Annotated in this window: 20 protein-coding genes and 1 pseudogene; 11 read left to right on the forward strand and 10 right to left on the reverse strand. The window is 51.5% G+C overall.

The genetic code is table 11. From position 1 onward, the window contains the following. The first annotated feature begins 44 nt into the window (after nucleotides 1-44). From P9J57_RS17595 to P9J57_RS17605, 3 genes are all read left to right on the forward strand, one after another. The gene (locus tag P9J57_RS17595; protein ID WP_042677832.1) at nucleotides 45-1,058 is read left to right on the forward strand and encodes a glycosyltransferase family 32 protein; all 1,014 of its coding nucleotides are present in this window, start codon (nucleotides 45-47) and stop codon (nucleotides 1,056-1,058) included. 203 nt (nucleotides 1,059-1,261) lie between these two features. Then, on the forward strand, nucleotides 1,262-3,553 hold the full coding sequence (gene opgB, locus P9J57_RS17600; protein ID WP_279754643.1) for a phosphatidylglycerol--membrane-oligosaccharide glycerophosphotransferase: 2,292 nt from the start codon (nucleotides 1,262-1,264) through the stop codon (nucleotides 3,551-3,553). Between the two features lie 250 nt (nucleotides 3,554-3,803). Next, a complete protein-coding gene (locus P9J57_RS17605; RefSeq protein WP_230957789.1) occupies nucleotides 3,804-4,238 on the forward strand; it encodes a CCDC90 family protein in 435 nt (144 codons plus the stop codon). A 22-nt stretch (nucleotides 4,239-4,260) separates the two neighbouring features. Here the strand turns inward: P9J57_RS17605 and P9J57_RS17610 are convergent, their stop codons facing one another. The 3 genes from P9J57_RS17610 to P9J57_RS17620 all read right to left on the reverse strand — a co-directional run bounded on the left by P9J57_RS17610 (nucleotide 4,261) and on the right by P9J57_RS17620 (nucleotide 6,895). After that, nucleotides 4,261-4,971 (reverse strand): GNAT family N-acetyltransferase, encoded by a 711-nt coding sequence (locus P9J57_RS17610; RefSeq protein WP_275269160.1) that lies wholly within the window; start codon nucleotides 4,969-4,971, stop codon nucleotides 4,261-4,263. A gap of 143 nt (nucleotides 4,972-5,114) precedes the next feature. Continuing rightward, a complete protein-coding gene (locus tag P9J57_RS17615; RefSeq protein WP_116220008.1) occupies nucleotides 5,115-5,621 on the reverse strand; it encodes an RcnB family protein in 507 nt (168 codons plus the stop codon). 131 nt (nucleotides 5,622-5,752) lie between these two features. After that, nucleotides 5,753-6,895: a serine hydrolase domain-containing protein gene (locus tag P9J57_RS17620; RefSeq protein WP_024472366.1), complete on the reverse strand. Its 1,143-nt coding sequence runs from the start codon at nucleotides 6,893-6,895 to the stop codon at nucleotides 5,753-5,755. Between the two features lie 473 nt (nucleotides 6,896-7,368). Here P9J57_RS17620 and P9J57_RS17625 point away from each other — a divergent pair, with 473 nt between their 5' ends. Then, nucleotides 7,369-8,037, forward strand: a complete 669-nt coding sequence (locus tag P9J57_RS17625; RefSeq protein WP_014606658.1) for a YecA/YgfB family protein — start codon at nucleotides 7,369-7,371, stop codon at nucleotides 8,035-8,037. Between the two features lie 276 nt (nucleotides 8,038-8,313). On the opposite strand, the gene P9J57_RS17630 is transcribed toward P9J57_RS17625, so the two are convergent. The 4 genes from P9J57_RS17630 to P9J57_RS17645 all read right to left on the reverse strand — a co-directional run bounded on the left by P9J57_RS17630 (nucleotide 8,314) and on the right by P9J57_RS17645 (nucleotide 12,504). Continuing rightward, a complete protein-coding gene (locus P9J57_RS17630) occupies nucleotides 8,314-9,024 on the reverse strand; it encodes a FadR/GntR family transcriptional regulator (RefSeq protein ID WP_483279315.1) in 711 nt (236 codons plus the stop codon). 99 nt (nucleotides 9,025-9,123) lie between these two features. Further along, nucleotides 9,124-10,521 (reverse strand): MFS transporter, encoded by a 1,398-nt coding sequence (locus tag P9J57_RS17635; RefSeq protein WP_483279316.1) that lies wholly within the window; start codon nucleotides 10,519-10,521, stop codon nucleotides 9,124-9,126. 142 nt (nucleotides 10,522-10,663) lie between these two features. Beyond that, nucleotides 10,664-11,695 carry an L-idonate 5-dehydrogenase gene (gene idnD / locus P9J57_RS17640; protein WP_483279512.1) on the reverse strand — a complete coding sequence of 344 codons (1,032 nt, stop codon included), beginning with the start codon at nucleotides 11,693-11,695 and terminating at the stop codon, nucleotides 10,664-10,666. 41 nt (nucleotides 11,696-11,736) lie between these two features. Next, complete coding sequence (locus P9J57_RS17645) at nucleotides 11,737-12,504, reverse strand: SDR family oxidoreductase (RefSeq protein ID WP_014595262.1); 768 nt, start codon at nucleotides 12,502-12,504, stop codon at nucleotides 11,737-11,739. Between the two features lie 324 nt (nucleotides 12,505-12,828). Between P9J57_RS17645 and P9J57_RS17650 the strand changes: the two genes are divergently transcribed. Continuing rightward, nucleotides 12,829-14,082 (forward strand): enolase C-terminal domain-like protein, encoded by a 1,254-nt coding sequence (locus P9J57_RS17650; protein ID WP_109706979.1) that lies wholly within the window; start codon nucleotides 12,829-12,831, stop codon nucleotides 14,080-14,082. Nucleotides 14,083-14,305: 223 nt separating this feature from the next. Here P9J57_RS17650 and P9J57_RS17655 read toward each other — a convergent pair whose 3' ends face one another. The 3 genes from P9J57_RS17655 to P9J57_RS17665 all read right to left on the reverse strand — a co-directional run bounded on the left by P9J57_RS17655 (nucleotide 14,306) and on the right by P9J57_RS17665 (nucleotide 20,425). Further along, nucleotides 14,306-16,882, reverse strand: coding sequence for a beta strand repeat-containing protein (locus P9J57_RS17655; protein ID WP_483279317.1), 2,577 nt, complete (start codon nucleotides 16,880-16,882; stop codon nucleotides 14,306-14,308). A gap of 458 nt (nucleotides 16,883-17,340) precedes the next feature. Then, complete coding sequence (locus P9J57_RS17660; protein ID WP_014595259.1) at nucleotides 17,341-18,678, reverse strand: ABC transporter ATP-binding protein; 1,338 nt, start codon at nucleotides 18,676-18,678, stop codon at nucleotides 17,341-17,343. A 10-nt stretch (nucleotides 18,679-18,688) separates the two neighbouring features. Next, entirely contained in the window at nucleotides 18,689-20,425 is a 1,737-nt protein-coding gene (locus P9J57_RS17665) for an ABC transporter permease (RefSeq protein ID WP_013024484.1), read from the reverse strand. 957 nt (nucleotides 20,426-21,382) lie between these two features. Here P9J57_RS17665 and P9J57_RS17670 point away from each other — a divergent pair. The 6 genes and pseudogenes from P9J57_RS17670 to bglB all read left to right on the forward strand — a co-directional run bounded on the left by P9J57_RS17670 (nucleotide 21,383) and on the right by bglB (nucleotide 26,952). Next, a complete protein-coding gene (locus P9J57_RS17670) occupies nucleotides 21,383-21,520 on the forward strand; it encodes a hypothetical protein (RefSeq protein ID WP_019105056.1) in 138 nt (45 codons plus the stop codon). Nucleotides 21,521-21,850: 330 nt separating this feature from the next. Further along, nucleotides 21,851-22,810, forward strand: a complete 960-nt coding sequence (ssp4, locus tag P9J57_RS17675) for an Ssp4 family T6SS effector (RefSeq protein ID WP_019105055.1) — start codon at nucleotides 21,851-21,853, stop codon at nucleotides 22,808-22,810. Between the two features lie 9 nt (nucleotides 22,811-22,819). Continuing rightward, complete coding sequence (locus P9J57_RS17680) at nucleotides 22,820-23,416, forward strand: hypothetical protein (RefSeq protein WP_019105054.1); 597 nt, start codon at nucleotides 22,820-22,822, stop codon at nucleotides 23,414-23,416. Nucleotides 23,417-23,836: 420 nt separating this feature from the next. Continuing rightward, nucleotides 23,837-24,673, forward strand: a complete 837-nt coding sequence (kduI, locus tag P9J57_RS17685) for a 5-dehydro-4-deoxy-D-glucuronate isomerase (protein WP_019105053.1) — start codon at nucleotides 23,837-23,839, stop codon at nucleotides 24,671-24,673. A gap of 55 nt (nucleotides 24,674-24,728) precedes the next feature. Then, nucleotides 24,729-25,490: pseudogene (gene kduD, locus P9J57_RS17690) on the forward strand (2-dehydro-3-deoxy-D-gluconate 5-dehydrogenase KduD). A gap of 382 nt (nucleotides 25,491-25,872) precedes the next feature. Beyond that, nucleotides 25,873-26,952 (forward strand): beta-galactosidase BglB, encoded by a 1,080-nt coding sequence (gene bglB, locus P9J57_RS17695; protein ID WP_019105051.1) that lies wholly within the window; start codon nucleotides 25,873-25,875, stop codon nucleotides 26,950-26,952. Nucleotide 26,953 lies beyond the last annotated feature (1 nt).

Genomic DNA, 26,953 nt, shown 5'->3' on the forward strand with positions numbered 1-26,953 from the left:
TTGCCGACTGGCATAAACACTATAATCAAAATAACAGGTGAAACATGAATTCACACCGCCGTTCCTTGCATCATCTCTGGCGTCAATGGGAAAAACTTGCTTTCACCAGCCGCATGCTGTGGACGATTAAACAACACCGGGCCGTAAGCGCGCCTGAATACGATCCTACGCTGGAACAGGATGTGCTGCTGGAATCCGTACCTAAGACCCTGCCTGCCATTGCTAAAAAAGTCTGGCTGTACTGGCCCGGCGACCGGCTACCTGCTTCCGTTGCCCTTAACGCCAGTAAAATTTGCCGTGATAATCCGGATCATGAGATCCACCTGCTTACCCCTCAGACGCTGGGACAGTGGCTGCAGGATGTGCAATTTGTCTCTTCCGATCTGACTCCGCAGCTAAAAAGCGACATCATCCGGCTGGAGCTATTATTACGCTACGGTGGCATCAGCATCGACTGCAACACGTTGCTGTTCGAGGATCTTGCCTGGGTCCATCAGGCCCAAAGCGACCGCCCCATGGATGTGCTGGGATATTATCGTCAGCAAAACACGGTTAACCCACTCAGACCGATGATTGAAACCGGCTTTATCGCGGCGCCTGCTCAAAACCCCTTTATTCGTGAATGGCTGAAACAACTGGCCCCGGTAAAATACGTGGGGAGACAAAACTATCTGCTGGAGTTAATGAAACGCAGTGATTTCCCTGCAGTGCAACAGAATCTCAGCAACCCCGGTGACGAACTCACGGCGCTGGCACATCAGTTGGCTATGGATGAGCATCGTCGGGTTAATACCAGGTTACGTAAAGCGGAAGCCAGCGTCGGCTATTATCAGCAGGTGCATGCTGGCAGCAACGATGCCTGTGTGCGCTCTGTTCTGTTTCAGCAGCGTCCGCTCACGCCGCCGCCGGTCATCCGGCTCAGTGACAGTGCGCGCGCGCACCTCGATTTTAACCTGCGGTTACGCTTTTACAATCGTGCCAGCCTGGTCGGGGAAGCGATGCACGACAGCCCATCCTCTCCCGCCAGACTTTCAGCGCCGCAGGAACAACGCGCGTAATCCGCACCCTGCCCGGCCGTTTCATTAGAAATCGCCGGGCACTTCGCCCCTGTTTAACGTCGAATTGACTGTACTGTGAGTCTGCAGCCAAATCTGCGCAGAGATGTTGCAGCCTGATGACAGCCACTATAGATTGAGTCAAAAATCCATGGAATGTCCCCCTGTTGATAAGAGACATATTCATACGATAAGAGGATTTGACGTTGTCTGAATTCGTGTCAGTGATACTTTTTCTGACCGCGATTGCTGTTTATTCCTGTAAAGCAGGCCGAAGCAGAATCTGGTTTTCCCTCACCTTGTGCTTGTTAATGCTGTTCGTGCTGCTCAACGCCACGCTGTTCGCCAGTAATTATTTTACCGGCGACGGCATTACTGACGCTGTAGTGTATACCCTAACGAACAGCCTCACCGGTGCCGGCCTGAGTAAATACGTTGTGCCCGCCCTTGGGCTGGTCATCGTGCTGTTTTTACTGTTTTGTGCCCTGTCATGGCTGCTGCGCCGCCGTGAGCGGCCCTTTCATTCAGGCTGGAGCCTGGTGGCTTTTGCCTGTGCCGCAGGCGCGGTACAAACAACGCCAGCCTTTCAGCAAGTGAGTTCTCTCATTACCTCGCACTCACTGCGCGAAAACTCCGACTTTGCCACCGTCTATAAAGTCCCGAAAAAGCGCATTGCGCAGCCCGCACTTAACGTGGTGTATATTTATGCTGAAAGCCTGGAGCGGACCTACTTCGACCCGATTGCCTTCCCTGGGCTGGCTCCCGAACTCAGCCGGGAAAAAGAGCAAAGCATCGACTTCACCCAGACCGAGCAGCTTCCCGGCACGGATTACACCATTGCCGGTATGGTCGCATCGATGTGCGGTATCCCGCTTTTTGCCCCTTTCGACGGAAATGCTTCCGCCTCCCTTTCCAGTTTTTACCCACAGAACGTTTGCCTGGGCGATATTTTAAAAAATTCCGGTTATGAAAACTGGTTTATTCAGGGCGCTGACCTGCGCTTTGCGGGTAAAGATGTCTTTTTACGTTCTCACGGCTTTGACCCTGCGCGCCTGTACGGTTCACAGGAACTCAAAGACAAGGTTAGCGATCCCACCTACCGCAACAACTGGGGTTATTACGACGATACCGTGTTGGACGAGGTGTTTGAAACCTATGAGGCACTTTCGCGCCAGCAGAAACGTTTTGCGCTGTTTGCGCTCACGGTGGATACGCATCATCCTGATGGGTTTATTTCCCGAAGTTGCCAGCGCAAAAGTTACAGCTATGCGGGCAAGCCAAATCAGTCGTTCAGCGCCGTATCCTGCTCGCAGGAGCATATCGCACGCCTTATTGCCCGTATTAAGGCTTCTCCCTGGTTTAAGAATACCGTGATTGTGGTGGCATCCGATCATCTGGCCATGAACAACACGGCGCATCCCTTTCTGATCAAGCGTCCTCGTCACGATCTGTTTATGGTGATCCGTGGCGATCAACCGCAGGCAGAAGTGATAGATATGAAACGCAGTACGCTGGATAACGGCGCGACGTTACTGGATATTCTGGGCGGCGACAATACGATAGGTTTGGGACGTAGCAGCCTGTCTGCAGTGTCGTTGTCGAGCCAGTTTGAGGATATGAAAACCAAAGTGTTGAGCTGGAAAGCCGATATCATTCAGCTGTGGAACTTTCCCAAAAAGATCGACAGCATCACGCTGGATCAGACGAAAAATACGCTCAGCTTTTCCGGGGCCAGCTTTGCCTTGCCCATTCTGCTGCGGGTGACGGAGAAGCATGTAGAGCCACTGCCTGAGGGGGAATATTCGGCGCCTTTACGTTATCAGCTGGCCGACTTTACCTCGGCGGAAAAGTTTGTCTGGGTCGATCGCTGCTTTAAAATTGCCCGTATCTGGCAACCGGCGCTGGCCCTGTCCAGCGACTGGTGCCTGGCAATGGGCCAGCTCGCGGGCCATCCCTCCGTCATGCGTATGGATAGCCCCCTGTGGAAAGGAAAGGTGCAGTTCCCGGCAGGCCCCCAGAACGATGCAAACTATCAACATGCCGTGGCGCAGCTGCGCATCGACGATAATGCGATTCGTTATGATGCCGACAGCTTTCTGTTCGCGGTTCCCGGCGCACCCGCAAGCGTGAAGCAGTTCAGCGGCCTTTCCCGTACGGAAAACTGGGGCCGCTGGTCAAACGCCAATCTTGCCCCGGAAGTGACCATAGAATTCGTTAACCCTTTGCCCGCCAGATTTGATCTGGTGATTACCGCTCGCGCCTATGGCCCAAATGCGCACCGACCCACAAGGGTGCAGGTAGGCGACACAAAACAGCCCCTGATGCTGGGAGAAGAAGCATCAACCCAGACGCTGCGTTTTGATAACGCCCGCGGAAGCCATCGGTTAACGTTTACCCCACCAGAGCCGCAACTCAGCAATCTTAACAACATCGCAGGTCAGGACCCACGCAAACTCGGCATCGGTCTGATTACGTTAAAGGTTGTCCCCGTTCCCTGATGTTTATTCACGATGACGGTTAGCCCCCACCTTTTACACTGCCTGGTAAGCGGGCTGTGTAAAAGAGGCTAACTGACAACGTTTTTTTTGCGGCCCACCCCGCAAAAAGATGAAAACTACGCGTTTAACTAATTGATATAATGGAATTTATTTCGCAATATGTTTTTTATCTTCTGTGACCAGACCGGCTCTCCTGACATGATATTCAAATAACGTGATGAATCGGGAAGGCTCTTGAATGACACTCACCATGATGAATACACACAAAGCGTTTAAACGTTTACAGCGCGCAGGCATCAACGATCGCCAGGCAGAAGCGATGGTGGATATTTTTTCGGCATTAAAGCAGGACAATGCGCTGTCCCGTGCTGATGTCATGCAGGCTTTTCAGCGTCAGAATCAGCATATCTTTTCGCTAAGCACGCAACTGAAGAAAACGGAGTCGTGCCTCAGAACCGATGTGGATGAACTCAAGGCAGACGTCAGCGTACTCAAAACGGACGTTGCCGTGCTCAAGACCGATGTCAGCGTACTCAAGACCGACGTCGCCGAGCTCAAAACGGATGTCAGCGTACTCAAGACCGACGTCGGGAGTTTAAAAAACGATATGCGTTGGGTACAGCGTCTGCTGATGATCATGACCACCACGTTGCTTATGGCGACCATTAAATATGTGCTTGCCTGAGCCGTTACCCGCGCTTCAGGCCTTAACCTCGCAGAGTTTCCAGCTTTTCACGCTGTCGCCCGTCGGCTGTAAAGTTAGCCTCTGCCAGCCAGCGTTCCAGCCCATTTTTAACAGCTGGCCATTCACTGTCGATGATTGAGAACCAGCTTGTATCGCGCGTGCGGCCTTTATAAACGCGGGCCTGACGAAATTCACCTTCAAAGCAAAATCCCAGCCGAAGCGCGGCCCGACGCGAAGGCAGATTACAGCTGTCACATTTCCATTCATAACGCCGGTAGCCCAGTTGCTCAAAGGCATAACGCATCAGAAGAAAATGCGCTTCGGTCGCCATTCTTGTTTGCTTTAGCAATCGGGAAAAGGTGACATATCCCACTTCCATCACCCCATTTTGCGCATCAACACGCATCAGCGATAGCGTTCCGACGGCCTTACCGGTTTCAACATCAATGACGCTGAAATGCAACGGATCCTGACTCGCCTCCATCGTAGCAGCATGGGGGAGCCAGGCGGCTTCATCATTAAACGGCCCCTCAGAAAGATAGGTCCAGTCACGGCCATCTTCTGCCAGCGACCAGGCCTGCCAGAGTGCTTCAGCATGCGAAGCCACGCTAAAGGGCTCCAGACGGCAAACCTGACCTTGAAGCACCTCACGCTGAGGTAAGGGACGTGGCTGCCAGTCGGGCATGGATTGCCCTACAGGTTGACCATACTGATTGACGTGTTGCGACATCATGCCTTCTCCATTGCAGTGAATAAAAACACGTTGCCATGTTGCAAACACGTTGAGAAGTCATCACTGATAAAAAAGACAGAAATAGAAAACAGCCGCTTAACGCGGCCGTTGAAAGAAGAGATAACTAACAAAGCGCCGCAGGACTATCCGCGGAAGAAGATATCGCCGGATTTACCCATAACGATCTTACCGGTGTCGTTAGTAATCAGAATGTAATTGGCATTGATATAAGCCCAGTGGGTATCTGGCTGAGGCGCAGGCAAATTACGTTTCTGCCACTCTGTGATGGTGTAAGTCTTGCTGCGGTACTTATCAGGCACGGTATCACCGATTTTATGCTCTTTATAATCAATGATAATGGTGCTGAGATCGTAATTTGGCTTACCTGGATTGCCTGCTGACTGCGAAGGCGTTGTTGGGGTAATACCGTCGTTAGAGTCAGAACTCATCGGCGCCTGCGGCTGGGCATGTGCTGCAGCACCGGGCTGCGCGTTGTTATCGCCAGGTTGAGCGGTTGGATTGGCCGGTTGAATCTGCGGCGGCGGTGGCACATTGTCGGTGGTTTCACCCGCAGCCTGAGCGGCGGGGATCAGGCTCAGCGAGCCGAACAGTAAACCAGCTGAAATAAAAGCAATTTGAGTCCTGCGCATAATAATTTCCACATTGAATTGATTTTAATAACAGTAGACTACTCTGAAGACAATCTAAACAGGGCTGCGGTTCCGTCACTCATAAAGGTAAGTGTAAGGAATCACGACTCATTCTGGACCCAACCTACACCTTACCTGTCTTTCTCTGCCAGGTTAAGCAACAATGTGATACCAAGATAGTTGCTCCAGTTAAACGCGTTTTGCAGTACCACGATGGCATTGCCTGCCTGCTTGTCAAAACCGATAAAAGCGGAATAACCACCAATATAGCCGACCTGATAGGTAATGTTCCTTCCTGCCAGCCTGTCTGTAACCCAGGCGATATTCTGCGTCTGTGCGCCCTGCTGATACACGCCTTTATTGATCTCAGCAAAGGCACGATTACGCGCCGGATCGCTGCCCGCAGTGAGATGTGCACGCAGATAGACGCTCAGATCCCGTGCGTTGCTGTAAAGACTGCCCGCCGCGACCATATTACGCTGGAAACGCCAGTCCGGGGTGAGATCACCGCGCGGGATAAGCTTTGGCTGATCGCCAGCATGCCCTAACGCCCGTGTGGAAAAACCGCTTAAACGCTCAGGCACAAAGCTGGTGTTGTTCATTCCCAGCGGTCGGAAAATCCGTTGGTGGGCAAGCGTTTCAATATCACTATGGCAGCGTTCACGCAAAATATAGCCCAGCAGCGCATAGCCAAGGTTAGAGTATTGCGCTCCCCGCTGACGCGGCGCAGAAAAATCCGCCAGGTATTCCAGAACATCATCACTATCCAGGTTGCCATAAAAGTTCTGACCGCTGCGCAGATAGCCCATAAACTGCATAAACATCGGCAAATCCATATCCTGACGCGGCAAACCCGAGGTATGGGTCACTAACTGTAATAGCGTGATTTGACGTGCATCCTGGCTCAATCTGACGTCAGAGGGCAACAAATCGGCCAGCGTGTCACTCCAGTGCAGTTGGCCTTCGTTAACCAACTCAATAATCACCTCTGCGGTTACGCCTTTACTCAGTGAGCCGAGCGCAAATAAGGTTTCAGGCGTAATCGGATAGCGATGTACGTCATCGGTGACACCCGCGCTGTAAAACAAGGTGGGATTAAGATGATGGATAATTGCAATACTGATGCCGGACACCTGTTTACGCTGCATATAATGGCGCACCAGATCGTCCAGGTTGTCATGAAAATCGCTGTGCGTCAGATAAAGCTTGTCGCCTGCTGGCGCAGAGGTCTGCGACAGCGTGCCGCAGGCAGCCAATAACAGCGCGCTTATCATCAGAACTGCACTGCGTCTAAACAGGTGCCCGCATCCGCTCAACAGGCGGTGTAACCTCTGGGGTGAATACTCTTTTCTGGTCACGTCCTCGCGCCCATTTTATTGTTGTTATCAGGCACTGACGAACGTTCATATCAGCATCATGCCGGGGGATTATTCCGCTGTGCCTATATCGACACAGATTAGCCAAATCTTTATGCTTCTGGTCATCGTTTCCTACTGAAGGATGTCACCCCTGGCAGGACACACGTAGGGGAAACGAAGCAGGTTGGCGCCTGATATAGCCACGATCGTGCAGGAAAACGTATTGCAGGCCGCGAAGAGTAACATAGCAGGCCTGGTAATGCCTCTGCTGAGTCCGCTGCCGTTCAGGGCAACCCGACGACACTGCCATCAGCGCAATAAGCGTGTACACTGCGCGTTTTTACACGCAGAAAATTTTCTGCTGCACCAGACACGTCCGGAGATATCCCATGAAAGAAGGCCCGTTAAGCGAAAAAGAGCTGCAATGGCTCGAAGATATGCTGGAAAAATACGGTAGTGAAGCGTCGATTCTTGATGTTTCAGAACTGGATGGCCTGCTTACTGCCGTGCTTTCAGGTCCGACGACGGTAGAGCCAAGCCGCTGGCTGGTCGCGCTCTGGGGCGGCGAAAAGCATATTCCCAAATGGAGTAATGAGCGCGAAATGACGCGCTTTATGGAACTCAGTTTCCAGCACATGAATGACATTGCTGACCGCCTGTCTGAGTTTCCAGAACAGTTTGAACCCCTGTTTGGCGTGCGCGAAATGGAAGGTCTGGAATTTACCGTCGTTGAAGAGTGGTGCTACGGCTATATGCGCGGCGTGGCCTTAACCGACTGGTCTGCACTCCCTGCTGAACTCCAGGACTCACTGGACGCCATCGCCCTGCACGGCACAGAAGAGAATCTGGAAAAGGTTGATGCGCTGACGCCTGAAGAAATGGAAAGCAGCATTGATGCTATCCGCCCTGCCGCCCTGGCGCTTCATGATTACTGGATCTCCCAGCCCGAAGCGATTCCTCAGGTGCAGCAGCCGGTCACTGCGGAAAAACAGCCGGGCCGCAACGATCCCTGCCCCTGCGGCAGCGGAAGAAAATACAAGCAGTGCTGCCTGCATTGATTGAAGAGGGAGCCCGGTCCACTGGCTCCCTTGTTTATTCTGCCACCGTTAACTTCACCACTCACGTCGGAAGAGCCCTATGGCTAACCTGCCGCTTCGCCGTCATTTCTGACAGAATGCTGGATCGCTACGTGCTCATGACCCAGACCAGCGCGTTACTGGCGATAAAACGGACCAGCAGGGCAATGGCAATAAGAAGCCTGTCACGGTGAATCCTGTTTTCCTCAGCCTGCAGAAGGGGGTGGCTTTTTTCGCGTTCCCGCAGCGCGAAACAGCCTATTCCCCCTCTTCTTTTTTAATCATATCGATGGCGACCACGTTATGTTTCATCGCCTCATTCAGCACCTGTACCGCCGAGGACGCATCGCGGTTTTTAATCGCAATAAAGACTTTGATGTGCGCCTCAACACTTTCAAGCGTAATGCCCAGTGAGCGATTCAGTTCTTCAAGATAATAGTAATAAATATCTTTGATTGACTTCATCACGTTGTAAAACACGCTGTTATGAGAGGCGCGGATAATCGCCAGATGAAATTCGTAATCCGCTTCCGAATATTTCTTATAATCGCCTTTATTAATAAGCATGTTATTGAGCGCCTGCTCCAGCAGGCCAATATCCTCTTCTGTGGCATGTTCCACTGCCAGCTCAACACATTTAAACTCGACGGTCTGGCGAAAAACCATCATGTCGTTAAAGGCTTCCCGGCTCAGATGCATTAACGGTCTGGCATTGTGATTAAGCATCTGTGGCGAAAAGTCTTCACACACGTAACTGCCGCTGCCCTGACGGGTAATCACGATACCCAGATCGCGCAGGCGCTGCACCGCGCTGCGTATACTGACCCTGCTGACATTAAAAGAGTGCGTCAGCTCCGCTTCAGAAGGTAAACGCGTGCCTGCGGACCAGCTACCGTCCAGTAGCTTCGCCTTAATTTGCTCGAACACTTCGTTAACGACGTTCTGTTTCTGAATGGATTTTATGCTCACAACACCTTCTCATATGATGTCCTACATGACGCCATTCTATCTTATCCTTTCCAGCAAAGTCCTGCGCTAACGCAGTGACAGACAGGGTTCAACCTTGCCTTACTCGCCGCTTCCTGCCCGGATCGAGGGGGCAACAGGATGACAACCATCCGGCACGCCGCCCGAGGCATCGGCCTCTGCGGTAAGATCCCGATCCACCACCTCTGGCATTATCAGTGAAGCCAGCAGGCCGATACAGGAATAGCCGATCAGCATGATCACAATCGGATACCAGGTGCCCGTGAGCTGGCAGAAAATACCGGCCAGGAGCGGCCCTAAGCCAGTGGCAAACAGCCCACCGATCTCCTTAGAGATGGCCATTTGCGCGAAACGGTTTCTGGAACCAAACATCTCTGCCATGGTGATCCCTTCAATCGCCGCCTGGCCCAACACTGCGATATTGTGAATGACGATCAGGCAAACCATGATGGTACTCACCGCCTGCGCGTTATCGACGATGAGTGAAATCATCGGATAAGCCAGAATAATCGAGCCCAGCGTCAGAATGCGGTAAGGAATACGGCGCCCTATCCGGTCTGAGAGCCAGCCGATAAGAGGAATTGTCATAAATCCTATTACCGAGCTCACCATGATGGCATCGGTGGGAACCGCCTTATTGAACAACAGCGTCTGAACCATATAACCCGCCAGAAAGGTCTGGATGATGCCCGAGTTACCCGCCTGACCAAATCGCAGCCCGGTAGCAATCCAGAAGGCTTTGCCTTTGATTAACTGGAAAACAGACTGTGCCGGCTGATCGTGGGGCTTGACGGTGGCAGATTCGGCAACGTTTTCAAACACCGGACTTTCTTTCAGGTTGAAGCGCAGCCAGATAGCAAATCCCATCACGACGAAACTGGCCAGGAAAGGAATACGCCATGCCCAGGCAATGACTTCGTCATTGGTGAAGAAAAAGAACATAGCCGCCCAGATGGCGGTTGCACTCAACGTGCCGCAGTTGGTGCCCATGGCAACCAGCGAGGCAATAATGCCCTTTTTCCCTTTGGGCGCATATTCAGCCAGCATAGTGCTGGCACCCGATATTTCTGCACCGGCACCTAATCCCTGAATAATACGCAGCGCCACCAGCAGCAAGGGCGCTAAAATACCCACCTGCTGGTAAGTGGGTAATACGCCAATTAAGGTGGTACAAACGCCCATTAAGGCGATAGTGATAAACAGGACTTTTTTTCGGCCAACACGGTCGCCCATTTTCCCAAAAAAAACGGCGCCGACGATTCGCGCGATATAACCTGCACCGTAGGTTCCCATTGCCAGAATCAGCGCCATCGCACCCGACTGTTCGGGAAAAAAGACTTCATGAAAAACTAACGCCGCACCAAGAGAATAGAGCTGGAAATCCATAAATTCTAACGTTGTACCCAGCCATCCTGATACAGATGCCCGGACCAGATCAGAGGTATTACGTTCTGTGGTGTTGGTATTTAAATGACTCATGTTTTCACCCTGAGGTCGACGATGCGTTAACAGGCGACTAAATGACAGGCGAGTGCCGCTTACGCGGAGCGTGAGGATCTCTTCACCCGCGACAATCACCGATGTTTTAAGCCAGAGTAATAACTACAGGTTCTGAGATATTTTATGAAAACTGAACTAATACTTTTGAATGTTGTGTTTTATCACTGGCCGCCTTTAATGCCGCTTCAATATCGTGATAGGCATAATTGCCGGAAAGAATCGGACGCGGATCGATAATGCCTTTTTCCAGCCATTTCACCGCCACATCAAATTCATCGATAAAACGGAAGGAGCCTTTCCAGCTAATTTCTTTTACCAGCATCTGCGCTACCGGGAAATTAAGCGGACTTTTTCCCATCCCAATTTGAACCACAACGCCGCCCGGCCGCGTAACCAGAATACTGGATTCAATCGCCGCTTCGGCTCCGCTGGCTTCCAGCGTAACGTCGAAATATCCCCGATTTTCACCGTAGCGGGCAACGGCGGCACGATCGCTCGCATCCACTGCCGCATCAGCCCCCATTTCTACCGCGATGCGGCGGCAGCGCTCGCTCGGATCGAACGCCACGATCTCTGCCGCGCCGGAAGCGCTTGCGGCGGCAATCGCTAAGGCGCCGATGGGGCCCGCGCCCATCACCAGCACCCTTTTCCCGACGATGCTGCCTGCCACGTTGAGCGCATGGATCACGACGGCGGTAGGCTCAGCAACGGCCATGACGCTGGCCGGAACCTGCTCATCATAAGCCACGCACTGCTTCGCAGGCACCACGACATATTGTGCAAATCCACCATTCACGTGCGGAGTGAACTGGGCGCTCCCCATAAAGCGCATGGTGGCGCAGGCATTCTGTTTACCTGCCCGACAATACTCACACTGACCACATGGATGTGATGGATTAATCGCGACTTTTTGTCCCGGTTCTAACCCTGATGCTGCCGGCGCCTGGAAAATCCGCCCCACAAATTCGTGACCTATCACCAGCGGTTGCTTAATCACGGATAATCCGGCACGTCCTTCATGGTAATAATGAATATCCGAGCCGCAGATGCCGCCGCACTCCACTTGAACAACGACATCATCATCCGAATACTTCAGTTCGCGCTGCTCAACCGCGATCTCTTTTTTACCCTTTGCCACGCAGGCATGCGTCATTATGCTGTGCACATGTTTTTCCTCTTCCGGGTCAATAACGCTTACAGCACGGCCAGCCAGCCGCCATCCACGTAGATAATCTGACCATTGATATAATCTGAGGCAGGCGATGAAAGAAAAACGGCCGTACCGGCCACTTCTTCTGGCCGTCCCCAGCGCTGCGAAGGGTTACTGCTTTTCACCCAACTGTCGAACCGGGCATCGTCCACCAGCGCACTGTTCATGTCCGTCAGGATATATCCCGGCCCAATCGCATTGGTCTGGATATTAAACTGCGCCCATTCGGCCGCCATTGAGCAGGTCAGCATCTTAATGCCGCCCTTGGCAGCGGTATAAGGTGCAACGGTTGGCCTGGCCGCCTGGCTGGTCAACGAACCGACATTGATGATTTTGCCGCCCCGATCGCGGGCAATCATGCGTTTGGCTGCCGCGCGCGAAACCAGAAAGGCGCTGGTGAGGTTGGTATCAATCACCTTTTGCCAGTTTTCCAGTTCCAGCTCCAGCATGGGTTTGCGGTACTGGATCCCGGCATTATTTATTACGATATCGACTGCGATGCCCTGCTCATCCAGACTGGCGAACACCTGCTCTATCGCGCTTTCACAGGTCACATCAAACACCCGGCCGGAGACGCGATAGCCTTTATTTTTAAGCTGTTCAACGGCCTCGTTCAGCACCGCTTCACGCGTGCCGTTCAAAATAACCTCTGCCCCGGCAGCGGCTAATGCTTCGGCGTAGGCAAACCCCAGGCCGCGGGAGGACCCCGTTATCAAAGCCGTTTTACCAGTCAGATCGAACATTGCAGTCATAATCCACCTTTAAATATGTATGACAACTATCTTATTAAGGTGAATTTGCCGACAGATTAAATCAATACACAAAGCGTATTTATGAGGCACATATCACAAATGCTTAACAGAAAAAACCATCAAATCATTGTATTTAATAGACATAAAAACAATGCATTTAGCCTGAGACGTTTCATTAGATCGCCGTCACAAAAATAGCAGTGCAGAATTCAAGCCGGATAAATTTATGATAGAAAGGAAATGTTGTATGACAACATACCATTAAACCCTGCGTAGCAGCGATGAGTACGGTGCGGTTAATGTTCTGAATAATAAGGAGCTAGTGTGAGCAATCTGTTCATCACCAATGTAAAAACAATTTTGACTGCGCCGGGCGGCATCGATCTGGTGGTGGTTAAAATTGAAACTAATGAGCCCGGACTGTACGGTTTGGGTTGCGCCACCTTTACCCAGCGCATTTACGCCGTACAAAGTGCCATTGATGAGTACCTTGCCCCGTTTCTGATTGGCAAAGATCCCGCCAGAATAGAAGATATATGGCAGTCCGCCACAGTGAGTGGCTACTGGCGCAATGGTCCGGTAATGAATAATGCCCTTTCCGGCATTGATATGGCGCTATGGGATATCAAAGGTAAACAGGCTGGCCTGCCGGTTTATGAACTGTTGGGTGGGAAATGTCGCGACGGTATTGCGCTCTATGTGCACACCGATGGCGCCGATGAAGTTGAAGTGGAAGACAGCGCTCGCGCCAAAATGGAAGAAGGCTACCAGTATATTCGCTGCCAGATGGGCATGTACGGCGGTGCCGGTACTGATGACCTGCGACTGATTGCCAATCGCATGGTGAAAGCGAAAAATATTCAACCCAAGCGCTCGCCTCGCACCAAAGCCCCGGGGATCTATTTTGATCCGGAAGCCTATGCGAAAAGCATTCCGCGTCTGTTTGATCATCTGCGCAATAAACTGGGTTTCAGCGTGGAGCTACTCCATGATGCCCATGAACGTATTACGCCGATTAATGCCATTCATATGGCTAAAGCGCTGGAGCCTTATCAGCTTTTCTTCCTTGAAGATCCGGTTGCTCCCGAGAATACGGAGTGGCTGAAAATGTTGCGCCAGCAGTCTTCCACGCCGATCGCAATGGGCGAGCTGTTCGTTAACGTGAATGAGTGGAAGCCGTTGATCGACAATAAGCTGATTGATTATATCCGCTGTCATATCAGCTCGATTGGCGGTATCACACCGGCGAAAAAAATCGCCATCTACAGTGAATTAAACGGTGTTCGCACCGCCTGGCACAGCCCTGGGGATATCTCCCCGATTGGGGTTTGCGCAAACATGCATCTGGATCTGAGCTCGCCTAATTTCGGCATTCAGGAATACACGCCAATGAATGATGCGCTGCGTGAAGTCTTCCCGGGCTGTCCTGAAGTGGATCAGGGCTATGCTTACGTCAATGACAAGCCGGGGTTAGGGATTGATATCAACGAAGCGCTGGCGGCGAAATTCCCCTGCGAGGGCGGCAATCCGACCTGGACGATGGCCAGGACTCCGGATGGCACAGTCTGGCGTCCCTGAGTCATCAGGTCTTTTTGCAGAGGCTCAGCAATGGGCCTTTTTGCTTTTCCCTGGCATTGTTGGCCTGGCCGGCCTGGACCACAACAGGCCGTTCAGGTCGGCTTTACTGTGTTCAGGGACAGATAAATAGCCAACAAGAACACGCTTCTCTGCTTTTTTAAGCCTGGTCTGCGCGCTGTTTAAACCTCCCGTCCCCTCGCGAACATTCCCTCTGTTATGGCGATTATTCTTCGGGTTTATTCACGATATTATTGTCCTCATCCATCTGGTAAGGCATATCCGCTTCTATTCCTCCCTTTCCGGTTTTAGCGACCACGTTAGTGTAGCGCTTTCCATCCCAGCAGCGAAAAATCAGAACTGAGTTTTCCCCGGCGGTGAGGGTTGAACCATTGCTTCCTATCAGCTTGCTACGGCATCCGGCGGTGAGAATGCTGTTGATGCCCGCCGTCAGCTTGCTTCGGTCTCCCGCCATGAGGATGCAGTCATTGCCTGCCGTGAGTTTGCTGCGATCGCCAGCGGTGAGGTAGCTGTTGTTGCCTGCCAGAAGCTTGCTGCGATCCCCGGCGGTCTGGGTGCTGCCGTAGCCCGCAATCAGGGAGCTGTCGGCACCGGCGGTTGAGGTACTGCCATAACCTGCGGTGAGATCGCTGCCCTCCTGCGCCGTCTGGGTGCTGCCATAACCGGCCGTCAGAATACTGTTGTAACCGGCTGTCTGCGTGCTGCCGTAGCCTGCAATCAGGGAGCTGTCGGCACCGGCGGTTGAGGTACTGCCATAACCTGCGGTGAGATCGCTGCCCTCCTGCGCCGTCTGGGTGCTGCCATAACCGGCCGTCAGAATACTGTTGTAACCGGCTGTCTGCGTGCTGCCATAGCCTGCAATCAGGGAACTGTCGGCGCCGGCGGTTGAGGTGCTGCCGTAGCCGGTCGTCAGCACACTCTGTTCGCGCGCCGTCTGCGTACTGCCGTAGCCCGCCGTCAGGCTACTGTGATAACTGGCGGTCTGGGTGCTGCCGTAACCTGCAATGATTGAGCTGTCCGAGCCTGCCGTGCCGGTGCTGCCGTACCCGGCAGTGAGGTCACTGCCTTCTCTCGCCGTCTGGGTACTGCCGTAGCCCGCCGTTAGCACACTGTTGTAGCTGGCTGTCTGCGTGCTGCCATAGCCTGCGATCAGTGAACTATTTGCCCCGGCTGTAGACGTACTGCCATAGCCGGTGATGAGATCGCTTTCGTTCTGCGCGGTCTGCGTACTGCCGTAACCCGCTGTCAGCGTGCTACCGTAACCCGCTGTCTGGGTACTGCCATAGCCCGCGATCAATGAACTTTCATAGCCTGCCGTAGAGGTACTGCCATAACCTGCAGTAAGATCGCTGCCCTTCTGGGCGGTCTGGGTACTGCCGTAACCGGCTGTCAGCGAGCTGTCTTCGCCCGCCGTCTGGGTACTGCCGTAACCGGCGATCAGGGAGCTGTCGTCACCCGCCGTACCGGTACTGCCGTAACCGGCCGTAAGGTCGCTGCCCTTCTGCGCGGTCTGGGTGCTGCCGTAACCGGCTGTCTGAGTGCTTTCTTCCCCGGCCGTCTGGGTGCTGCCGTAGCCCGCGATTAATGAACTGTCGGCACCCGCCGTGCCGGTACTGCCATAACCCGCGGTAAGATCGCTGCCCTTCTGCGCGGTCTGCGTGCTGCCGTAACCGGCTGTCAGCGAGCTGTCTTCGCCCGCCGTCTGGGTACTGCCGTAACCGGCGATCAGGGAGCTGTCGTCACCCGCCGTACCGGTACTGCCGTAACCGGCCGTAAGGTCGCTGCCCTTCTGCGCGGTCTGGGTGCTGCCATAACCGGCTGTCTGGGTGCTTTCTTCCCCGGCCGTCTGGGTGCTGCCGTAGCCCGCGATTAATGAACTGTCGGCACCCGCCGTGCCGGTACTGCCATAACCCGCGGTAAGATCGCTGCCCTTCTGCGCGGTCTGCGTGCTGCCGTAACCGGCTGTCAGCGAGCTGTCTTCGCCCGCCGTCTGGGTACTGCCGTAACCGGCGATCAGGGAGCTGTCGTCACCCGCCGTGCCGGTACTGCCGTAACCGGCGGTGAGATCGCTGCCTTTCATGCCGGTCTGCGTGCTGCCGTAACCCGCCATCTGGCTGCTCTCTTCACCTGCGGTTTGGGTACTGCCGTAGCCCGCGACTAATGTGCTGTCTGCTCCCGCTGTACCGGTGCTACCATAACCGGCAATTAATGTGCTGCTATCACCCGCCGTCTCAGTACTGCCATATCCGGCAATCAGCTGACTCTGATGCGTGCCGCTGAGCGTACTGCCATAGGTTGCGATTTCAATCGTTTGTGTCGGCTGCGTACTGCCTGATTCGATGGTCGCATCAATATCATCTGTTACAGGCAGCGATCGATTGCCTACCTTTACCTCTGAAGTGACATCAGGCGATCCAGGCCCGGCCTGCATTTCCGTACAGGCAACGTAATCAGCCCGATGGTGCAGGATAAATTGCATCGCACTGGTTTTCGTTCCAACGTGAAGAACCTCAGCACGGGGAAATTTAATCCAGCCATGAGTTTCAATAGCGATACACTCATCGGCATCCACTTCAGCGACGACCCACCTGGCATCAGCGTGCAGGCTCAGCGGTGAATCCGATCCTTTTCCCCAGATTAGCCCCGTTAGTCCGTTCTCAAAGCCTTTAACCGGCTTCCAGTATTTACACTCTACGATACCGCTTAACGGCCAGATGATTCCGCCGTGATCGGCCATATTATTAGCACAGGTACGTAATATTAAAACCTTGTCTTCTATCATGTCTAAACCTTCATTTCATTAGGGCATGAAAACAGTCTTACTCCTCTGGTTCTAAAAGAACCTAATCCTAATTGTTTAACCATCGCCCAACTCACAAACATTAATGAGATCACGAAATATTAATAAATAATAAATTACCGCCACTTAATTTTCAGAAACCATAAAATTAATAAATAAAACAGAATTAAATATTCACCAATAATCAATTCACCCCAAAATAATAAGAGAAAAAAACACGAACAAGCCAGTTAAACAACTGGCTTTCAATGTGCAGGCAATGAATTATAGTCATCAAATACCACAATAAACCATTTACCTCTGCGGAATAAGAACAGTGTAAACCGCGTTTATTTATCTTTCAGAAAGGATTATTGCCTTGAGAATCTTTCAGGCACCATCCCGTGCAGAGTAACGGGATGGTGTAAGGGATAGCGCAACGTTTTGCTGAGCGAGCAGAATTAAAACTCAACGTCTTCCAGACTAAAATATTCGGTCTGATCGTTATAAGAGAAGATCTCTGCATAGCGGCCCCAGTTGATCACGCTGTCCAGCGTCTCTTTGGCGGCGCTGTCAGCCAGTGAGTCTTCCAGCTCCTGCTCGAAACGCATGCGTGGCGCACGATGACCGGGACGTTCATCCAGCACGGTTTTAATCAAGGCGGCCAGCGGCACATAGCGCAGCAGATGATCGGCAAACATGACTTTGCGCTGCTGGGTATCCGATTCGGCAAAAACCCGGGCAGGTGGCGTCAGGAAAATATCCCCTTCCCTGACGTCGGCAAAGCCCAGTGACTGTAGCACTTCGGCTATCGGGAACAGCTCATCGACCTCCAGATGCAGCGAACGCGCAACATCCGGCATGTCTGCACGACCGTGATAGGGCGCGGCCGCCAGGGTTTCAATCAGGCCGGCCATCAGGTTAGTTGATACCTGCGGCAGGTGCGTGCCCAGCCTGAGGCTCTTTTTCACATTATCGCTGGTTGGCCTGGCGGTCATCTGCGTGTACACATCATCAACCAGACGACGGAATGCGGGATCAAGGCGATTGCGGGGATGGCCAAAGGGCACTTTGATTTCAGCCACCACGCGTCCGGGATTCGACGACAGCACCAGAATGCGGTCGCACATAAACACGGCTTCTTCGATATTGTGAGTGACAATCAGCACCGACTTCATCGGCATCTGCCCTTCGTTCCACAAATCGAGTAAATCCGTACGCAGCGTTTCGGCGGTTAATACATCCAGTGCAGAGAAAGGCTCATCCATTAATAAGAGAGTGGGATCAACCACCAGCGCGCGAGCAAAACCGACACGCTGACGCATTCCGCCTGACAGCTCGCGTGGGTAGGCGTTTTCAAAACCGTCCAGGCCGATCAGGTCGATGGCTGCCAGGGCGCGTTTTCTGCGCTCCGCTTTTTCCACGCCCAGCGCCTCCAGGCCAGCTTCCACGTTTTGCAGTACCGTCAGCCAGGGAAACAGCGCAAAGGTCTGGAACACCATCGCCACGCCTTTGGCCGGCCCGTTAAGCGGCTTGCCCAGATACTCAACCGCGCCCGAACCTGGCGTGATCAGGCCAGAAATGATGCGTAACAACGTGGATTTCCCTGAGCCTGAGCGGCCCAGCAGACCGACAATTTCCCCTTCCTGCAGGGTGAGATTAACGTCATCCAGAATCAGTACTTCACCATGCGTTTTATCATAACCGTGCTTAATGTCTTTCACCGTCAGGACCGCTTTGCGCCCTTCTGGTTTCCTGTTCGACACGTCTGGGTTCAGTGTGGGTGGATTATTTAACATCAGGTGTCCCTTAATTGGCACGGAATTTTGATTCGGCGTACACGTACAGCGGTCGCCACAACAGACGGTTGAACAGGGTGACAAACAGCGACATCACCGCGATACCGAGAATGATTTTGGGGAAATCCCCGGCGGCGGTGGTTTGTGCGATGTAGGCACCTAAACCGTGCGCCGTGACCTGCGTATTCCCCCACTGCACAAATTCAGACACGATGCTGGCGTTCCACGCGCCTCCGGAAGCGGTAATCGCGCCCGTAATGTAATAAGGAAAAATGCCGGGCAACATCACCTGGCGCCACCATTGCCAGCCGCGGATATGAAAGTTCGCTGCGGCCTCTTTGTAGTCATTCGGAAACGCAGTAGTCCCTGCCACAACGTTAAACAGAATGTACCACTGGGTGCCAAGCACAATGAGCGGTGACAGCCAGATATCGGGATTGAGATGAAAATGCACAATCATAATCACGAAAACCGGGAACATCAGGTTTGCCGGGAAGGCTGCCAGAAACTGAGCCACAGGCTGAATCTTGCCCGCCAGAGCAGGCCGCAGGCCAATCATTACGCCTAACGGCACCCATATCAGCGACGAAATCAGAATCAGCACCGTCACGCGCAATAAGGTAATCAGCCCCAGCGTGAAAACGTGTTTCACCTCATTCAGCGTCACGCCGATCTGAACGTAAGTAATGACCCGGTACACCACATACAGGGTCAGTAAAATGACGAACGCGCCCCAGACAATGTCACCCAACCTTGAAGCACGGCGAGTATTGTTCTCGAAACGCACGGGTGCCGCTGTCGGCCAGCGCCATGAGATACGCGCCAGCGCTGACAGCAGCAGCCGTAACGGCGTGAAGATCTGATGAATCAGACGGGTTCGACGCATTAAATCGCGCACCCAGGAGGTTGGCGCATTGCCTGAGCGGGTGTTTTCCATGCGGAACTTATCTGCCCAGGCGACCAGCGGTCTGAACAGCAACTGGTCGTAAGCCAGAATCACAATCACCATGGTGAGTAACACCCAGCCTACCGCGTGGATATCTTTATGCAGAATAGCCTGCGCCAGATAGCCACCGACACCGGGCAAGGTAAAAGTGTTATTGCCGACCGTGATCGCTTCAGAGGCGACAATAAAGAACCAGCCGCCTGACATCGACATCATCATGTTCCATACCAGCCCCGGCACAGCAAAAGGCGCATCCAGCTTCCAGAAGCGTTGCCATCCTGTCAGATGAAATCCGCGCGAGACTTCTACCAAATCGGCTGGCACGGTGCGCAACGACTGATAGAAGCTAAAGGTCATGTTCCACGCCTGGCTGGTGAACAGGGCAAAGATGGCCGCCAGTTCTACGCCCAGCACCTGCCCCGGAAAAAGCGCAATAAAGAAGGTGACGGTAAAGGAGATGTATCCCAGCACCGGCACGGACTGCAGGATATCCAGAATCGGCACCAGCACCTTTTCAGCACGGCGGCTTTTGGCGGCCAGCGTGCCGTAAATCAGGCTGAACACCAGGGAAGCCAGCATTGCCACCAGCATGCGCAGCGTGGTGCGCATGGCATATTCCGGCAGATTAGTGGGATCGAGCGAGATAGCCTGGGTTTTTAAACTGTCTATCGGCATCAACGTTTGATGAAAGCCGACCGCGACCATAGCAATCAGACAAATGATCAAGGGAAAAGCCACGGCATCCCAGACGTTAGGCAATAACCGTCTGTTGGCCGCCAGCATGGTGAATCGGAAGTTCATGAACCCTCTCTTCTTTTCATCACGGGAGCGACTGAATTATTTCAGGTGAGGGATTATCAGGCAGGATTGTTAAACGTATGCTCACCTGATGACCGGGTTTTTATTAATTTTTTGTGAAAGCAATACTGGGCGCTTATCGCCCATCCTGAAATGCATTAATTTCCCATGAAAAACCGGATCCTAATGTCGTCAGGACGCTTCAAACCCCAGATGGTTAGTGAATCACAGATTAGCTTTATCACTATGATTAACCCGTTACAAGAGTGTTAATGACCCCCGAGGATTCATCATATCCTGCTACATCACCCCTGATGGATGAATGCCGCGTCAGGCCTTATTCAGGTGATAACAATCAGGGAGGTGCCGACATAAAATATTAGAAAAATTGAAGCAGAGATTGCTTGCCTGCGTGTTGATAAATATGGCGCTAAATCAGGCTTAAAATCTTACCTCAAAAAATGAGGCCTGTTCACTTTTGTAAGATCCACGCCTTGCGACGGGATGACAACACTGGAGGCCATAAACTTCCCGCTCAAGTAATGCAGGCGATTTCCACATTGATGTTCAAATGAAGACCGAGTCTTAAACGTTACGATGTGTAAACCTGATGAAAAGAACCCGCTTTAAAGGCAGGACGCAACGAGATAAAGGCTTTCTTGAAATAACGCTGGATATAAAACGGATATTCCCTGTCCGACGGACAGACAGGGAAACGCTTTTTAGTTATGTACTTTGACGGGTGTACATTTTGGCACGGTTACAACGGGTTCCTGCCCCAGGATCCCGGGGATCATCTGAGACTGACAGTCAAAAATGCGACCTTTATCTGTAGTGGCGCGATAAGAGAGCATTTGAGAGCCCAAGGTATCTGGTTTAGTCGCGGATACATTAGTTACAGTGATTTCATCGGAAGAGCTCAGACCCAGCATTTTTGCTGTCTCAGCCTGAAGGGGAGGAATGGCTTCATTAGATGACATCGTGCTACAGCCACTCAGCGCAAGCAGAGAAAAAGCAACAAGTACCCTGTTTTTCATGATTTTGTTTATCCCAAACATAGTAAAAGGAGAGGTTAAAAAAACTCAAGCATTTGATTAATTCCTGCACGATAGTTTTAAACCTTTCTGCCACATTAAAGCAACATATTATGTAGGCCGGGTTTGACCCGTTTGGCTGAAAAAAGGCGTTTAACCGAGCGCCCTGTAAACAAGTCGCCGCCTGGACATGCTGGATTGTCATGAAATGTAAAGCCGGATTAATCACTTGATAAGCAACAGACTTCTGACAGAGGGATGACTGACAAGGACGGGGGCAGTAACACATTGATGGCTCTAATGGATCATTAAGACTATTCTTAATTAATTCGTTTCCGCTGCGCTTTACCCTTGACGCTTCGCAATCCGGTTTTCATCAGCAAGGAGTGAGCTAATGGCCTTACCAGGACAGTCTTCAAACAACCTTCCTGACTACAATATCGCACGACGTCTGGGCATGGTGTCCGCAGATGACATTGATTTCAATGCTCTGGCAAATCGTTTAGATTGCACGCGGGACTTCAGTCAGGTCGGCATTATTTACTCTGATGGTCTTGCACAATGGCTGGTTCGCCCTTCACGTCGTCACGCTCAAGCCAGTAAGAGTAGTGTGAGCCATGTAATCATTACCAAGGTTAATGCCACAAATCCTCAGGTTGCTGCAAAGGCGCTGACGGAAACGCTTAGCAAACCGTCATTGGCTAGCGAGATTACATCGACGATGTTTTCATGTGGTGCTTTAGTGGTGACGGGATTCCTTGCATTTGGTTCTGCTGCAGCCGTGCCATTGACAGCAGGCGCATCGGGTGTTGTCGCGGGTATGATTATCGCAGGCGGATTGGCTACAGGTATGCAATGCGCTATCGGCACTGCACGGTTGTATGCTATCTATGAAGGCAACGAAGATTATGTCGCGTGGCTTGATTCACAATCCTGGTACGTTGCAACAACGACTGCGCTGGATGTGATATCGCTTGCAGGAGCGGGAGCCGGTCTGAAGAGCGCAATTGAAACATACAAGGTAATGAAAGCATCCTCTTCTGCAAAGGCCTTCGAATGGCTTAAAACGTTAAGTCGCGCTGAGAGAAAAAGAATTACAGAAGAAATAATACGCGCTCAAAATCCCGGTATTTCAAACGGGGGTATTAAGGCAGCGATGAAAGCAGGTGTTTACCCTAAACGTTACCCTGCTGAGGCTATACAAAAATCTCTGCAGCGCGAATTAACGTCAGCGCTGGTTAATTCATCGGCGTTTGCTGGTAGTGCGTTGACAGGCACATTAAGAAATCCACAAAACATTGTTCAATCGGGAAAGTATGTTATCGGCGTTATTCAGTCACTTTCCTCTACATAAGTTATAAAAATGAAATACATTAATAAAATAATCAAATTAAGCGAAAAAACAAATAAAAAAATAGAGGTTAGTGGTGTTGATGAACTAGAGAAAATTAAAGATGATATGAAAGAAAAAATGGGCATGCCAATTGGATTACATACCTTTGGCGCACCATTAATCATTAGTATGGTGCTTACTGTGATCAGTTTTTCCCTGCCTCAATTTTCATTCTGGTTATTTATCTATGACCTGATGGGATGGGAACAACACGCCGTTTTTATCGGTATTATTGCCGCAGCCTTTATCTATGTACTCGTATTGTTTACGACAATGATGATGGTTTCGCGCGGAATATATTTGGCGCTAAGGGCTTATATTTTCATATTAATTCTGGCATTGATTACCGCTTTATTTTTTCTACTTATCACTATGATTTCATCAATAAGCGGCAACAATAATTACTCTCTTTCTTTTACTGGCGCATTATTAAGCATCGGGTTAAGTTTGATCGCTCTTAAGTGTCTTAATAGCGAGATGTTTTATAAGTCCTGCGCTTTTATTCTTCACAATCGAGCCTGGAGAAAACAGTTGGACTTGCAAAGAAAAACAACTGCTTTCCGATAGTGAAAATTTACCTAATTTAAATATATGGCCCCTTGCATGGGGCCCTGACAGGAAAAAGGACTTTCTTTCAAAAATTAACTTTATAAATAGAAAATTTAACATCATATACCCCTCCCTTTAATGAACTTTCTCTTCCCCTTCGGATAGTACTTATTTAAATTAACAATTAAATAAAACCGTCCTAATACACTACTTTTAAAAAATAAGAAGAATGCTGCAAAGTTAGCTATTACACTTACAAAAATCATTAATTCACCCCAAAAAACCAGAGCCATCTCACCAATTCAATTTAAAAATAAAACATTGTTTCAATTTTAATTGAAAAGAGATTTTTTGCCGAATAGGATGCACAAAAATGAATTCATGCTGCTTTAATTCATTACTGAATAAATTTACTTGCACCACTAACGGGAGGTTAACGTGGAAGTTAGACAAAGCATTCATAGCGCCCACGCCAACGCGCTGGATACACAAGGATTACGCGATGAATTCTTGATTGAGAAGATCTTTGTGCCCGATGAGTTCACCATGGTGTACAGCCATATCGACCGTATCATTGTTGGCGGCGTGATGCCGGTCGGCCAGGCTGTCGCGATAGGTAACGATGTGGGTAAGCAACTTGGCGTCAGCTATTTTCTGGAGCGTCGCGAACTCGGCATGATTAATATCGGCGGGCCCGGTCAGGTCACCATTGATGGCGAAGACTATGAGATCGGTCATCGTGAAGCGCTGTATATCGGCAAAGGTGCCCGAGAAGTCCTGTTCAGCAGCCTGGCCCCACATCGCCCCGCGAAGTTTTATTACAACTGCGCACCGGCGCATAAAACATTGCCCATCCGCAAAGTGACGGCTGGCGATGCCGCTGCCGTCACGCTCGGCGATAACCTCACGAGCAATCGCCGCACGATCAACAAGTATCTGGTTCCTGACGTCCTGGAAACCTGCCAGCTCAGTATGGGGTTAACGCAGCTTGAACCCGGCAACCTCTGGAATACCATGCCGTGTCATACCCACGAACGCCGTATGGAAGTCTATCTCTATTTCGATATGGATGATGATGCCTGCGTTTTTCATATGATGGGTGAGCCGCAGGAAACGCGTCATCTTCTGGTTCACAACGAGCAGGCCGTCATTTCACCGGCCTGGTCGATCCATTCAGGTGTCGGTACGAAAGCCTATACCTTTATCTGGGGAACAGTCGGTGAAAACCAGGTGTTTGATGATATGGACCACGTATCGGTCAAGGATCTGCGCTAATCCTCACCAATGCGCCGCCTGTCAGAAGCAGGTAGCGCGTGAATAAGGAGTCCACATGATACTGAATGCGTTTTCTCTTCAAGACAAAATCGCGGTGGTTTCGGGCTGCAATACCGGCCTGGGTCAGGCTATGGCATTGGGACTGGCTGAAGCCGGTTGCAATATTGTTGGTATTAATCAGGTTGAACCCGACGAAACGATTAAACAGGTGACCGCGCTGGGACGTCGCTTCCTTAGCCTGAAAGCTGATTTGCGTAACATTGATGCTATTCCTGCCCTGCTGGACAGCGCCATCGCCTACTTTGACCGCATTGATATTCTGGTGAATAACGCGGGCATGATTCGCCGTGAGGATGCCATCAACTTCAGCGAACAGGACTGGGATGATGTGATGGATCTGAATATCAAGAGCCTGTTCTTTATGTCGCAGGCCGCCGCCCGACATTTTATTGCCCAAGGGAATGGGGGCAAGATCATCAACATCGCCTCAATGCTCTCTTTTCAGGGCGGGATCCGCGTGCCTTCTTACACCGCGTCTAAAAGTGGCGTAATGGGCATAACCCGCTTGCTGGCCAACGAGTGGGCGAAGCACCGTATTAATGTCAACGCAATTGCCCCGGGCTAAATGGCAACCGATAACACACAGCAACTGCGCGCTGATGCAAAGCGAAGTGCCGAAATCCTCGATCGCATTCCCGCCGGTCGCTGGGGAAAACCAGAGGACCTGATGGGGCCGGTGGTATTTCTTGCCTCACGGGCTTCTGACTATATGAATGGCTATACGATTGCCGTCGATGGCGGCTGGCTCTCGCGTTAAGGCTGAGCATTAAGCCTTTACGTCTGCCCGGGCGAGCCTGTCGTTATGCGTGAATAATGATGGCAGGCAGCCCGATTAATCAGGCAGGCAATCGCATCATTAAAGCCGGTTTTACTCTCTTATGAGAAAGAATAATGATTGAGGCCACAATAGTGACCCTGAACGCCAACCGTATGAATAAGTCAATATATCTGGTTAATGTAAAACTGGCTTCTTGAGGCCAGCCGATAATGATGACGTCATGGGATTTCATTTCCCAGAGAAACCTATGGATAACCGTTACTCCCGCCTGTCGAGGCGAATAAGGACGTCAAGGTTACAGTGAATAATCACAGAAATATAAAAAACGAGTAAGGATTTATACAGCATTGAGGGAAATATAATGGAATTATTATCAACAGCCCGCCAACTTGATCTGTTACTGAATGGATTTACACAGCTAAAAGACGAAGGCAAATTTAACGAACCCAATATAGATGGCACAGCGGGGGATTACATCTCATTTGCTCACTGGGAATGGCCGCAGGGCGTTGGCCTGTTCGGTCTGGTGAGATTATGGGAGTTGACCCGTCGCGACGATATTTACCAAATCATTGAAAACTGGTTTCAGCAAAATATTAAAAAAGGCCTGCCCCCGTTAAATATTAATACCACCGCCCCCATGCTGCCGTTATCCCTGCTGTGGGCACATAACCGGGCACCACATTATCAAGCGGTGCTGGATAGCTGGGCCGACAGGGTGATGACAGAACTGCCGCGCACCCCGGAACAAGGCTTCCAGCACGTGGTGTCCGACGGCATTAACCCCATGGAGATATGGGATGACACGCTGTTTATGGTGGTGCTGTTTCTCGGCCATTACGGTGTAGCTTCCGGACGACAGGCGCTGGTCGATGAGGCCGTACGCCAGTTTTTACTGCATGCCCGTTATCTTAACGATCCGCAGACCGGTTTATGGTTTCACGGCTGGAGCTTTGCCGAGAAGAGCCATTTTGCTCAGGCCCGCTGGGCGCGGGGAAATGCCTGGATAACTGTCGGCATTATTGAGTTTCTGGAACTGACCCAGCTTCGCGGCGGCGTCCGTGACTATTTACTCGAATGCCTGAAAACGCAAATTAATTCATTAATCACGCTGCAATCTGAGAGCGGTGCATGGCACACGCTGCTCGACCATCCAGACAGCTATGAAGAAATATCGGCTACCGCCGGATTTGGCTATGGCTTATTAAAAGGCGTTCGTCTTGGCTATGGCGATGAACGTTGGTTGCAGGCAGGTTTACAAGCCCTGGGCGCGGTACGGCGAAATATTGACAGCAGCGGCACAGTCCACAACGTCTCTTATGGCACACGCATGGGAAGAACCCTGCAGTTCTATAAAGACATTCCGCTACAGCCAACCGGTTATGGCCAGGCGCTGGCTATTTTATGCCTGACCGAAGGGTTAAGACATTTAAAAAAATAAC

This window comes from Pantoea sp. nfd-35 (genome assembly GCF_056892255.1).

Bases quoted from the DNA above. Each gene is read 5' to 3' on its own strand.
- P9J57_RS17660 (WP_014595259.1), bottom strand. From the start codon at position 18,678: ATGTTAAATAATCCACCCACACTGAACCCAGACGTGTCGAACAGGAAA.
- P9J57_RS17645 (WP_014595262.1), bottom strand. From the start codon at position 12,504: ATGACTGCAATGTTCGATCTGACTGGTAAAACGGCTTTGATAACGGGG.
- P9J57_RS17680 (WP_019105054.1), top strand. From the start codon at position 22,820: ATGAAATACATTAATAAAATAATCAAATTAAGCGAAAAAACAAATAAA.
- P9J57_RS17605 (WP_230957789.1), top strand. From the start codon at position 3,804: ATGATGAATACACACAAAGCGTTTAAACGTTTACAGCGCGCAGGCATC.
- P9J57_RS17625 (WP_014606658.1), top strand. From the start codon at position 7,369: ATGAAAGAAGGCCCGTTAAGCGAAAAAGAGCTGCAATGGCTCGAAGAT.
- P9J57_RS17610 (WP_275269160.1), bottom strand. From the start codon at position 4,971: ATGATGTCGCAACACGTCAATCAGTATGGTCAACCTGTAGGGCAATCC.
- ssp4 (WP_019105055.1), top strand. From the start codon at position 21,851: ATGGCCTTACCAGGACAGTCTTCAAACAACCTTCCTGACTACAATATC.
- idnD (WP_483279512.1), bottom strand. From the start codon at position 11,695: ATGACGCATGCCTGCGTGGCAAAGGGTAAAAAAGAGATCGCGGTTGAG.
- bglB (WP_019105051.1), top strand. From the start codon at position 25,873: ATGGAATTATTATCAACAGCCCGCCAACTTGATCTGTTACTGAATGGA.
- P9J57_RS17595 (WP_042677832.1), top strand. From the start codon at position 45: ATGAATTCACACCGCCGTTCCTTGCATCATCTCTGGCGTCAATGGGAA.
- P9J57_RS17655 (WP_483279317.1), bottom strand. From the start codon at position 16,882: ATGATAGAAGACAAGGTTTTAATATTACGTACCTGTGCTAATAATATG.
- P9J57_RS17670 (WP_019105056.1), top strand. From the start codon at position 21,383: ATGGCTTCATTAGATGACATCGTGCTACAGCCACTCAGCGCAAGCAGA.
- P9J57_RS17635 (WP_483279316.1), bottom strand. From the start codon at position 10,521: ATGAGTCATTTAAATACCAACACCACAGAACGTAATACCTCTGATCTG.
- P9J57_RS17615 (WP_116220008.1), bottom strand. From the start codon at position 5,621: ATGCGCAGGACTCAAATTGCTTTTATTTCAGCTGGTTTACTGTTCGGC.
- P9J57_RS17665 (WP_013024484.1), bottom strand. From the start codon at position 20,425: ATGAACTTCCGATTCACCATGCTGGCGGCCAACAGACGGTTATTGCCT.
- P9J57_RS17620 (WP_024472366.1), bottom strand. From the start codon at position 6,895: ATGATAAGCGCGCTGTTATTGGCTGCCTGCGGCACGCTGTCGCAGACC.